Below are 11,875 nucleotides of genomic sequence, written 5' to 3'. Positions count from 1 at the left end.
AACACTATTCATGTCTATTTTCGACCGCGTCGACCTTGCCGACCTGAGGATTTTCCTCACCATCATGCGCAGCGGCAGTTTCAAGGGCGCTGCCATTCAACTGGGACTGACGCCGTCGGCGATCAGCCATGCCATGCGCAGGCTGGAGGAGCGGTTGGGCGCCAAGCTGCTCAACCGTTCCAGTCGCGCCGTGTCGCCCACCGATGTGGGCCGCGAGCTGGCGCTGCGCATCGAGGAAGGTTTCGACAAGATCGGCGATGCGCTGGCCGGGCTGGACGCGCCCGGCAGCGGCCGCTTTGGCGAGCTGCGGCTTAACGTATTTTCCGATGCGGCGCATTTACTCATCGCACCGGCGCTGCCTGAATTCGCGCGCCAGTGTCCGGAGGTGCGGCTAACGGTGGTGGTGGAGGACCGGCCTATCGATATCGTCGCGGAAGGCTACGACGCCGGCATCCGTTACGGCCACTACGTGCCGGAGGATATGATCGCCGTGCCGCTCAGTAAAACGCAGCGGTGGGTGATTGCGGCCGCGCCGTCCTATCTCGATGCGCGCGAGCCGCTCAGGCATCCGGATGATCTGGCGCAGCACACCTGCTTGCAGCTGCTGCTCGGTGATAACTCCAGCTACAAATGGGAAATCAGCCGGGGACGCCGGCTGCGCGTGCCGGGCGCGATCACCATCAACGATACCGCCACCACCATCGCCGCCGCCAAGGCCGGTATGGGCCTGGCCTATCTGCTGGAAGCGCGCATCGCTGATGAACTGAAGCAGGGCAGCCTGCGCATCGTGCTGGCCGAGCATGCGGCCAAGGGCGCGCCATTCCACATGTACTACAGCAGCCGGCGCCACAAGCATCCGGCGCTGCGCACGCTGATGAACATCATTCGCCGTCAGCAGGGGCTGGCGGAATACGCATGGTCGGCACGAAGCGGGTGAGGTAGATGGTGACGCAGGCGCCGATCAGCACGATCAGCAGACGCACCCACAGATGGTCGGTGCGCCACAGCGAGTAGCTCATCGAGCCCCACATGAAAATCAAGATCCACACCTTGCCGCGCAGGGGAATGCCGGCGCCATTTTCGTAGTCGCGCAGGTATTTGCCGAACACGCGGTTGTTGCGCAGCCAGCCGTGCATGGTCGGCGAGGCGCGCGCGAAACAGGCCGAGGCCAGCAGCAGGAAAGGCGTGGTCGGCAGCAGCGGCAGGAAGATGCCCAGTACGCCCAACACTACAGCCAGAATACCGACGACGTTGAGAATTATTTTCATTTGGCCAAATCGTATCACCTTGGGTTAGACTATGACAAAAATGATAGCGCTAACTTTGATTGGAGGGGACGATGAAGAAACTGGTGCTGGCCGCTGCGGCCGGGTTGATGATGGTGTCCAGTGCGTGGGCCGATACGCAGTACAAAATCCTGGTGCTGGCCATGCCGAGCAAGTACCACTACGAATACATCCCCATCGCGCGCGAGAGTTTTGAGCGGCTGGGCAAGCTGCATGCATTCGAGATGACCTACACCAACAAGCCCGAAACGTTCGACGGTGACCTGTCGCAATACGCTGCCGTGATGTTCCTGAACACGCCGCCGGAAGAGCTCAACGAAGCGCGCCGCAAGAAGTTCGAGGATTACATGAAGGCCGGCGGCAACGCCATGCTGGTGCACCGCTCGCTGATCATTCCGGCCAACACTTGGCCTTGGTACGAAAAGCTGATCGGCCGCCACACCGGCAATCACCCGATGCTGCAGACTGGCGTGGTCGATGTGGTCGACAGCAAATTCCCCGCCGCGTTTGGCTTGCCGGACCACTGGATCTGGAGCGACGAGTTCTATGTGTTCGACAATCCGTATCAGGTGAAGATCAATCCGGTGCTGAACGTGGACGAGAGCAGCTACGACCCGACCAAGATCTGGCCGGGGCAGGTATCACATGGCATGGGCAAAGATCACCCGCTGAGCTGGTATCACTACGCGGAGAAAGGCCGCGTATTCGTCACGGCCCTCGGGCACGACGGCAATATGTACCGCGATCCGCAGTACCTTGCCCATTTGATGGGCGGCATCTACTGGACTGCCACCGGTAAAGGCATCAAGCAGTAGCGCGCTGTTTGAGTGCGTGACGGCGGCGCCATGCCAGCAGGCCAAGGCCGCCGGCCATCATCAGGTAAGTGTCAGGTTCTGGCACTGCGGACCGCAGCTGGAGCGACGTGATGGTGGCGTCTACTTCAATGGCCTGCTCGTCGGCACCATAGTAATAGTACAGGGTGCGTTGACTGAAGCGGCTCAGATCGAGATTGCCAGGCAAGGTGGAGCTATCGAAAGCGGTGCCGGACCGATCAACTAGGAACAGGGTCGCGTTCTGCTCCGGCGTAATGCGCGAGGCCGTGGAAAAGCCGAAAGTGTCGGCGCCGCGGTAGGTCGTGCTGTTATCGCCGACGGACATCTGTGGCGTTTCCGCAATGGTGGACGAGTCGAAATGCAAGCCGCCCTCGAACGTCAGTGTCATGCTGCCCATATCCTTGTAGAAGACAAGAGGCATGGGCACTCGCTTCTGGATCACCCAGACCGGTGCTGAGGTGTCATAGCTGATGGTGCCATGCACAGTCTCGGAAGTGTGTATCGTGCTGCCGAGGACGTCGATCGAGTCGGTCAGCAGTGGCAGGTTGGGGTCAAACTGGAAGATGTTGGAGATGGTCGCGGTGAAGTCGTAGGTAACGATTTCCGCATGTGCCGAGCCCAGCGCCAGTGCGCTGATGACTGCGAGTGATGCTTTAATGAATTGCATGTTGTCCTTGGTGAAGTTTATTTTCAATCAATTATCTATTTGAAAATACTATTTCGTCAATAAAAAAGCCAGCATCAAGCTGGCTTTTGTTGTTGGCAGGACAGAAAGTTACTGCTCGCGGACCCAGGTCTGCGAACGGCCAAGCATCGGCACGCCGATGTAGCCGCGCACGCTCAGCTTCTTGCCGCCGTCGGCCAGGTGCAGCTTGCTTTTGTAGACCTTGCCGTTATTCGGGTCGAGGATTTCGCCGCCGGTGTATTCGTCGCCATCCTTCTTCAGGTTGGACAGGATGGTCATGCCGAGGATGGGCTGGTCCTTGCGCGCGTCGCTGCACTTTTCGCACTTCGGATTCTGGTCTTCGTTGGCGTCGCGGAACAGTTTTTCGATCTGGCCGGTCAGCACGCCGTTGCTTTCGGTGATGCGGATCAGCGCTTTCGGTTTGCCGGTTTCATCATCGATGTTTTTCCACAGGCCGGCTGGCGAGTTGCTTTGGGCGAAGGCCGGGGCGATGCTCAGGGCGGCTGCGGCAATCAAGGCGAGGAATTTCATTTTTGTCTCCGTGAGGTTTTTTTGTGTGGGCCATTATACGAACTGGGCGCTGCCGCCGATTAGAGGCTATCGTCCAAAATTCGTTGCTATTTGGCTATGCTTACTGATATCGTTAGGAAATAGGCATAGCCAAGGAGTGGGGATGACTCTGACCGTGGAAGTGATGGTCCGCCATCCACGTTGGGGATGGACCATCGCAGTGACCAGCGCGGTGTTCGTGGGCGCGCTGGCCGGGCTATGCAGCCAAGCGGCGCGCGAGCTGGATCGCCAGGATTTGCTGGAAGATGTCCTGCAGCGCCATGCGATCGAAGCCATGTCGCTGACGCTCGATGGCAACCTGATGGGCGCCATTTCCCTGCTGGGCCTGATAGAGCCTGTCATCAAACAGGAGAGCCAGGGCTTGGCCGAGCCGAATAGTCCTGCAGTCCAGGCGCTGTTGAACAGCGTGGCACAGTCTTACCATGCGCAATCCGTGTTCGTGGTCAACCGTGATGGCGTGGTGTCTTCATCGTGGGACGATAGCGGCAAGCCGTCTACCGGATTGCAGATCGGCTTCCGTCCTTACTTTCAAACTGCTATGCGCGGCAGCGACAATGTGTACGCCGCCGTCAGCCTGTCGCGCGATGAGCGTACCCTGTATTTTTCTTCTCCCATCTTCGCTGGTCAGTTGCGCACCGGCGCGCCGGTCGGCGCGGTGGTGGCGCGTACCGGCATGGACCGTGTCGACAATCTGCTGGCGGCCAGCGGCAAGACCGCCTTGCTGCTGTCGCCGCAGGGCGTGGTGTTTGCCAGCACCAACCGGGAGTGGCAGGGGCAGCTCTCCGGTCCGGTTACCCAGCAACGCATCCGGGACATCCGCGCGTTGCGCCAGTTCGGCCGCCAGTTTGAGACGCGCACGCCGCACAGCTTGCCTTTTACGGTCGGCACCGGCATTGCGCGCGTGGACGGCGTGCGCAGCGCAATGGCCGCTGCACCGGTCGCGTGGAACGACCCGGCCGGCGTATGGCAACTGGTACTGATCGAGGACTTGTCCAAGACGGTGACGATCGGCACCGCAGTGCGCGACGGGCTGCTGGCCGGCATCGCGGCGCTGTTGCTGGTGCGCCTGTTGTGGCGGGCACTGGCTGGCAAGGCGGCGCAGCGCCAGGCCTCGTTCCAGATCGAGCAGATGGCGAACGAGCAGGCCGCGCGCGCCGAGCGCAAAATGCAACTGGCACAAGCGGCGCTGCGCATGCAGCAGGCCGATGGTCCGGATGCCCTGGTGCGGGCGTTCCTGAGCGAGTGCCACCAGCTATTCGGCGCGCTGCAAGGCGTGGTGTACACCGCTGCGGGCGACGGCGCGCCGCTGCGGCTGGCCGGCTCGTTTGCCGATGCCCGCGCGCCGGCCAGCCTCGCGCTCGGCGAGGGCTTGCTGGGGCAGTGCGCGCTGGAACGCCAGGCGCGCGTGGTCGATACTGCGGCCAGCGCCGCCTCGTGGACTATCCAGTCCGGCCTGGGCGAGAGCCGGCCGGCCGCCTTGCTGCTGGCGCCGGTGCTGCTGCAAGCGCGCCTGCTCGGCGTGGTGGAGCTGGCGCTGCCGCAGCGGCCCGCCGCCCATGTGCTGGAACAATTTATCGCGGTCGCCGAGGTGCTGGCGATTAACATGGGCTTCGCGCGGCGCAGCGCCGCCGAGTCCGTGCCCGTTTAAGGAGAGAACGTGTTACGAATATTCAATCGCCTGGAAAAACTCGGACTGGGCGTGAAGCTCGCGCTGGGTTTCGGTGGCAGCTTGCTGATCTTGCTGGTGTTCGGACTGCACTACATCAAGATGCACGAGAAGATGAGCGAGGACATGGTCAGCATTTACCGCGACGACCTGCTCGGCATCTCCGGCACCAAGGACGCGCTGATTTACTTTGCGCAGCGCGGCCGCGCCGTGCGCCAGGCCATCCTGGCACCCAATATGCACACCCGCGAGCAAGCGATGGCGCTGGTGAGCGAGGCGCAAGGCAAGCTGGATCGCGCGCTGCTCGACATCCGGCCGCGCGTGTTCCGCGATGAAAACAAGAAGAGCCTGGCCACGTTCGACGAAGCCTACGCGCACTACAACCAGGGTTACAACGCGGCGATCGGCTACCTGAAGGAGGGGAATGTCGAGGCCGCGCGCAACATCGTGTCCGACGTGGAATTCCAGAACTACGGGGTGCAGGCCAACGATGCGCTCAATAGCATCGCCGAGTTGAAAGAAGTCGGCGCCAGCAAGCAGATCGAGGAAATGCTGGCGCTGGCGCGCGATGAAACGCAGCTGACCTACTGGGTGCTGGTGGTGAGCATCGCGGCCGGGGTGTTGTTCAGTTTGCTCGTGTCGCGCTCGGTGCGCCTGCCTGCCAACCGCCTGCGCGCCGCCGTCGAGGGCCTGGCCCAGGGCGATCTGGCGCGCAGGGTTCCGCTCACCGATTATCCCAATGAGATCGGGCAACTGGCGCGCGCCATCGAAGTGCTGCAGCAGGAGGCACTCAAGGTCGATACGCAGCGCTGGCTCAAGGCCAACCTGGCGGCGCTGTCGAACGAACTGCAGTCGGCGGCCAGCCACGAGGAAATGGCCGCGCGCACGCTGGCGGTGCTGGCGCCGCTGATAGGCCTGGGGCACGCGGCCCTTTATCTGAACAGCAGCGACGGGCTGGACCTGATCGCCGGCTATGCCTGTCGCGGCGAGGCCGGCGGCAAGCAGCATATCGCACCGGGCGAGGGGCTGGTGGGGCAATGCGTGCTGGAGCACATGCCGATGATCCTGCGCTCGCCGCCGGCCGATTACCTGCGCATCGGTTCCGCGCTGGGCGAGGCCACGCCGTCCAGCATCGCCATCCTGCCGGTGCAGCGCAACGAGCGCGTGCTGGCCGTGATGGAGCTGGCAACGCTGCAACCCTACGACGACCGGGCGCAGGCGCTACTGGACGGCGCGCTGCCCATCATCGCCATGAACCTCGAGATCATGGAGCGCAACGTGCAAACGCGCACGCTGCTGGAAGAAATCCGCCGCACCAACTTCCTGACCGATATCGCGCTCGACCTGACCGACAGCGGCTACTGGTATATCGACTACAGCGATCCCGGTTATTACTACCAGTCGGCGCGCGCCGCCAGCCTGCTGGGAGAGCCGCCGAGGGCCGACGGCCGCTACGACTCCCAGTCGGAATGGCTGGCGCGGCTGGAGGAGGCCGACCCGGAAGGCGCCAAGCAAACCGTGGCACGCTACCTGGCCACGCTGGATGGCCAGTACGAGCTGTACGACACCGTGTATGCCTACCGCCGCCCGGCCGATGGCCGCGTGATCTGGGTCCACACTTTCGGCAAGCTGGAGCGCGATCCCCAGAGCGGCGAGCCGCTCTATATGTACGGCGCCTACCAGGACATCACCGCGCAGAAGGCGGCCGAGGACGAGCTGCGCATCACGCGCGAGGCGGCGCTGGCCGCCACCCGTGCCAAGAGCGACTTCCTGGCCAATATGAGCCACGAGATCCGCACGCCGATGAACGCCATCATCGGCATGTCGCACCTGGCCCTGCAAACCGACCTCGACAAGCGGCAGCGCAACTATGTCGAGAAGGTGCACCGCGCCGGCGAGAACCTGCTCGGCATCATCAACGACATCCTCGATTTCTCCAAGATCGAGGCGGGCAAGATGACGGTCGAAAAAGTCGACTTCGACCTCGGCGACGTGCTCGACAACCTGGCCAACCTGATCGCCATGAAGGCCGAGGACAAGGGCCTGGAACTGCTGTTCCAGATCGACCCGCGCGTGCCGATGAACCTGATCGGCGACCCGCTGCGCATTGGCCAGGTGCTGGTCAACCTCGGCAACAACGCGGTGAAATTTACCGAAAAGGGCGAGGTGGTGCTCGGCGTCGAGCAGCAGTCGGCCGACGACACTTCGGTGGAGCTGCACTTCTGGGTGCGCGACACCGGCATCGGCATGAGCGAGGAACAGTGCAGCAAGCTGTTCCAGTCGTTCAGCCAGGCCGACGCCTCCACCACCCGCAAGTACGGCGGCACCGGCCTTGGCCTGGTGATTTGCAAGAACCTGCTGGAGTTGATGGGCGGCGAGATCTGGATCGCCAGCGTGCCGGGGCAGGGCACCACCTTCCACTTCCGCGTGCGCTTCGAGAAGCAGCTGGAGAACAAGCCGCGCCGCATGTTCCGCGCCGACGAACTGACCGGCGTGCGCGTGCTGGTGGTGGACGACAATGCCTCGGCGCGCGAGATCCTGTCGACGATGGCGCGCACTTTCGGGCTGGAAGTCGACGTGGCATGGAGCGGCGTGCAAGCGCTGGAGATCGTGCGTCAGTCCGAGCAGCGCAAGCTGCCGTATGACGTGGTGCTGATGGACTGGAAGATGCCGGAAATGGATGGCATCGAGACCGTGCGCCGGCTGCGCGAGGTGGAGCTGGCGCGCCTGCCGGCGGTCATCATGGTCACGGCCTACGGCCGCGAGGACGCGCTGTCGAGCGCACTGGAACGCGGTGTCGAGATGAACCTGGTGCTGACCAAGCCGGTCACGCCCTCGACGCTGCTGGAAGCGGTGGGGCAGGCGCTGGGCAAGGGCGCCATTGTCGAGACGCGCGCGGTCGGCAAGCACCAGCAGCACAGCGAGGCGATCGCCAGGCTGAACGGCGCGCGCGTGCTGCTGGTGGAGGATAACGACCTGAACCAGGAATTGGCGATCGACCTGCTGAACAAGGCTGGCGTCGAGGTGGTGCTGGCCAACCACGGGCAAGAGGCGCTGGACATCCTGGCCCAGGACCGCCGCTTCGACGGCGTGCTGATGGATTGCCAGATGCCGGTGATGGACGGCTACACGGCCGCGCGCGCGCTGCGCGCCATGCCGGAATTTGACGGCCTGCCGATTATCGCGATGACCGCCAACGCAATGGCCGGCGATCACGAGAAGGTGCTGGCCGCCGGCATGCAGGACCACATCGCCAAGCCGATCAACGTGGGCGGCATGTTCGCCACTATGGCGCGCTGGATCAAGCCGCTGCATGGGCAGCCGCGGGCCGACCTCGATGGGACCGGCGCCGATGCCGGCGCGGTGCCATCCCTGCCGGCGCTGGCCGGCATCGACATGAAGGCCGGCCTGGCCACCTCGATGGGCGACCCGGCCCTGTACCGGCGCCTGCTGGTGAAATTCCGCGACAGCCAAGCCGGCTTTGGCGCGGCCTTTGCCAGCGCGCTGGCCGGAGCCGACCCCACGGCTGCCACGCGCAGCGCCCACACGCTCAAGGGCATGGCCGGCAATATCGGCGCGCGCGCCGTGCAAGCGGCCGCGCAGTCGCTGGAAACGGCGTGCGGGCAGGGGGCAGCGGCGGCGCAGCTGGAACCGCTGACGGCCGCCGTGCTGCACGAGCTGGACCCGGTCATCGCTGCGCTGCGCGTACTGGACACGGCAACGCCTGCCGCGCCTGTATCCACCCTCGCCATCGACCCGGCCGAGCTTGGAGGGAAGGCGCAGCAATTCAGGGCCCTGCTGGCCGACAGCGATTCGTCCGCCGCCGACTTCTGGGAATCACACCTCGACCTGTTCCGCGCGGCTTGGCCGCAGCACTGGAAGCGCATACAAAACGGTTTGTCCGACCTTGATCTCGACGCGGCCCTGGCCGCGCTGGAAGAGGCGCTAAATGAGAAGGAAACCACGACATGACTGACACCCTGATCGCCAAGAAAACCATCCTGCTGGTGGACGACGCACCGGACAACCTGGTGCTGATGAACGACCTGCTCAAGGACCTGTACAAGATCAAGATCGCCAACAGCGGCGAGAAGGCGCTGCGCATCGCGCAGTCGGAGACCAAGCCGGACCTGGTGCTGCTCGATATCATGATGCCGGAGATGGATGGCTACGAGGTCTGCCGCCGCCTGAAAGCCGATCCTGCCACGCGCGACATCCCGATCATCTTCCTGACCGCCAAGACCGATGTGGACGCGGAAAAAATGGGGCTGGACCTGGGCGCGGTCGATTACCTCACCAAGCCGATCAGCCCGCCGATCGCCCTTTCGCGCGTGCGCAACCACTTGCTGCTGAAGGACAGCGCCGACTTCCTGCGCGATCAGAACACCTTCCTCGAAAACGAGGTATCGGCGCGCACGCAGGAAGTGGTGGCGATCCAGGATGTGACCATCCTCGCGATGGCCTCGATGGCGGAAACGCGCGACACCGACACCGGCAACCACATCCGCCGCACCCAGTACTACGTGAAGGTGCTGGCCGAGAAACTGCGCCACCACCCGCGCTTCGAGGCCACGCTGACCGACAGCTACATCAAGCAGCTATTCAAGTCGGCGCCGCTGCACGACATCGGCAAGGTCGGCATCCCCGACCGCATCCTGCTCAAGCCGGGCAAGTTCGAGCCGCACGAATTTGAGATCATGAAGACCCACACCACCCTGGGCCGCGACGCCATCGCCCACGCCGAGGCCTCGCTGGGCATGAGCGTGCCGTTCCTCGCGCTGGCCAAGGAGATCGCCTACGGCCACCAGGAGAAGTGGGACGGCAGCGGCTACCCGGAAGGCGTGGCCGGCGACGCCATCCCGGTGTCGGCGCGGCTGATGGCGGTGGCCGACGTCTACGACGCCCTGATCAGCCGCCGAGTCTACAAGGAGGGCATGCCGCACGAGAAGGCGGTGCAGATCATCATCGACGGCAAGGGCTCGCACTTCGACCCGGACATGGTCGATGCCTTCGTCGAGCTGGTGGATGAATTCCGCGCCATCGCGGCCCGCTTCCACGATTCCGACGAGGTGATGGCGGAGAAAAAAGAACGCCTCGACATACTGGCGGGGAACCAATCATGAGCACCTCGGCGCCGTGGCTATCCAACCAGCAGCGTGAGGCGGCGTACATGCGCCGCATCGAACAGTCCACCTTCCTCATCGTGGATGACTTTGACACCATGCGGCGCATCACCATCAACCAGCTGCGCCAGCTCGGCGCGAAGAAAATGCTGGAAGCGGCCAACGGTGCGGAAGCGCTGCGCATCCTCGGCAGCGAGCAAGTCGACATCATCATCTCTGACTGGAATATGCCGGTGATGTCGGGGCTGCAGCTGCTGCTGACGGTGCGCGCCAACGCCCGGGTGGCCGGCATCCCGTTCATGATGATTACCGCCGAGGCCGAGCGCGAGCGGGTGCAGCAGGCGATCGATGCGGGCGTGTCGGAATTGCTGGTGAAGCCTTATTCAGCGGGCTTGTTTGCCGACCGGCTGGAGCGCGCCTTCAGCCGCATCCCGCGCCCGGAGGCCAGCGAACCGGCCACCGCCCCGCACGCCGAGGCGGCGCCGGCTGGTGCTGCGCCGGTGGCGGCGGTGCCGGTTGCGCCGGCCCCGGCCGTTGCGCCGCTGGCAGCAATTCCGGTTGCCGCGCCGCTGGTCGTGCCGGTTTCCGCAAGTCCTGCCGCCGCGCCACACGCTGCCGCACCGGCCCGTCCCACCATCCTGCTGGTGGACGATACGCCCGACAATTTGCACCTGTTGTCCACCCTGTTCAAGGACACCTACCGGGTCAAGATTGCCCACCACGGCGAGAAAGCCCTGGCCATTTGCCAGAGTGATGAGCCACCGGACCTGGTCATGCTCGACGTCATGATGCCGGGACTGGACGGCTTCGAGGTGGCGGCCCAGCTGCGCAGCCATCCGTCTTCCGAAATGATCCCGATCATCTTCGTCACCGCGCTGGCCGACGAGGCCAGCCGCCTGCGCGGCATGGAACTGGGGGCGGTCGACTTCGTCACCAAGCCGATCGACCCGGAAGCGCTGCGCCTGCGCACGCGCAACTTCATGCGCTACGTTGGACTGCAACGCGAAACACAGGCCAACTACGACGCCATGATGGAAATCGCGCGCATGAAAGACGAAGTCGAACGCATCACGCGCCACGACCTGAAAGGCGCGCTGGCCGCCGTGATCGGGCTGGTGCAGGGCATCGCCGATGGCGAGTCGCTGTCGCAGGACCAGCTGGAACAGGCGCTGCTGGCCGAGCAGGCAGCACTGAAAGCGCTGCACATGATTAACCTGTCGGCCGAAATCTACAAGATTGAAACCGGCCGCTTCGAGCTGCGCCCGCAGCCGGTGCATGTGGTGCACGTGCTCGGTCAACTGGCGGCGCAAACGCGCCAGGCGTTCAAGGTGAAAGGCTTGCAGATCGTGGTGCAGGCGGCAGGCAACCCGGTCGCGTCCGGCGACCCGACGTTCTGCTACTCGATCTTCCAGAACCTGCTGAAAAACGCCTGCGAAGCCGCGCTGTTCGATTCCACCGTGACGGTCTCGGTCAGCGGCGGCGAACAGATTGCGGTGGCCATCACCAACAGCGGCGTGGTGCCGGCCGCCATCCGCGAGCGCTTCTTCGACAAATACGCCACCGCCGGCAAACACGACGGCACCGGGCTGGGCACCTATTCGGCACGCCTGTTGACCGAAGCGCAGGGCGGCACCATCGCCATGCAAACCGACGACGCCAGCAATACCACCGTCATCACCATTACGCTGCCAACTAAACGGAATGTCTAAAAT

General features: G+C 63.9%; 9 protein-coding genes. 6 read left to right on the top strand and 3 right to left on the bottom strand.

Features of this window, described 5'->3' with window-relative positions; translation table 11 throughout:
• The first annotated feature begins 10 nt into the window (after positions 1-10).
• Complete coding sequence (locus tag BMZ70_RS21495; RefSeq protein ID WP_092279253.1) at positions 11-937, top strand: LysR family transcriptional regulator; 927 nt, start codon at positions 11-13, stop codon at positions 935-937.
• Here the strand turns inward: BMZ70_RS21495 and BMZ70_RS21490 are convergent.
• Positions 882-1,268 (bottom strand): YbaN family protein, encoded by a 387-nt coding sequence (locus BMZ70_RS21490; RefSeq protein ID WP_092279251.1) that lies wholly within the window; start codon positions 1,266-1,268, stop codon positions 882-884. The genes BMZ70_RS21495 and BMZ70_RS21490 overlap by 56 nt on opposite strands.
• Positions 1,269-1,339: 71 nt before the next feature.
• Between BMZ70_RS21490 and BMZ70_RS21485 the strand changes: the two genes are divergently transcribed.
• Positions 1,340-2,101 (top strand): ThuA domain-containing protein, encoded by a 762-nt coding sequence (locus BMZ70_RS21485; protein ID WP_092279249.1) that lies wholly within the window; start codon positions 1,340-1,342, stop codon positions 2,099-2,101.
• Here BMZ70_RS21485 and BMZ70_RS21480 read toward each other — a convergent pair.
• Together BMZ70_RS21480 and BMZ70_RS21475 are read right to left on the bottom strand one after the other, a co-directional pair.
• Positions 2,091-2,813 carry a PEP-CTERM sorting domain-containing protein gene (locus BMZ70_RS21480; RefSeq protein ID WP_092279247.1) on the bottom strand — a complete coding sequence of 241 codons (723 nt, stop codon included), beginning with the start codon at positions 2,811-2,813 and terminating at the stop codon, positions 2,091-2,093. The genes BMZ70_RS21485 and BMZ70_RS21480 overlap by 11 nt on opposite strands.
• Positions 2,814-2,894: 81 nt before the next feature.
• Positions 2,895-3,335, bottom strand: a complete 441-nt coding sequence (locus BMZ70_RS21475; protein ID WP_092279568.1) for a DUF2147 domain-containing protein — start codon at positions 3,333-3,335, stop codon at positions 2,895-2,897.
• 142 nt (positions 3,336-3,477) lie between these two features.
• Between BMZ70_RS21475 and BMZ70_RS21470 the strand changes: the two genes are divergently transcribed.
• Genes BMZ70_RS21470 through BMZ70_RS21455 form a run of 4 tightly spaced genes read left to right on the top strand, consistent with a single transcriptional unit; the run spans position 3,478 to position 11,872 of the window.
• Positions 3,478-5,022, top strand: a complete 1,545-nt coding sequence (locus BMZ70_RS21470) for a GAF domain-containing protein (RefSeq protein ID WP_165403602.1) — start codon at positions 3,478-3,480, stop codon at positions 5,020-5,022.
• A 9-nt stretch (positions 5,023-5,031) separates the two neighbouring features.
• Positions 5,032-9,012, top strand: a complete 3,981-nt coding sequence (locus tag BMZ70_RS21465; protein WP_092279243.1) for a response regulator — start codon at positions 5,032-5,034, stop codon at positions 9,010-9,012.
• Positions 9,009-10,163, top strand: a complete 1,155-nt coding sequence (locus BMZ70_RS21460; RefSeq protein ID WP_092279241.1) for a response regulator — start codon at positions 9,009-9,011, stop codon at positions 10,161-10,163. The genes BMZ70_RS21465 and BMZ70_RS21460 overlap by 4 nt, the downstream gene beginning before the upstream one ends.
• A complete protein-coding gene (locus BMZ70_RS21455; RefSeq protein WP_207231578.1) occupies positions 10,160-11,872 on the top strand; it encodes an ATP-binding response regulator in 1,713 nt (570 codons plus the stop codon). Before BMZ70_RS21460 ends, BMZ70_RS21455 begins: the two co-directional genes overlap by 4 nt.
• Positions 11,873-11,875 lie beyond the last annotated feature (3 nt).

Source organism: Duganella sp. CF402 (assembly GCF_900109645.1).
Classification (GTDB): domain Bacteria; phylum Pseudomonadota; class Gammaproteobacteria; order Burkholderiales; family Burkholderiaceae_D; genus Rugamonas.
This window is presented reverse-complemented; position numbering and strand designations above follow the sequence as displayed.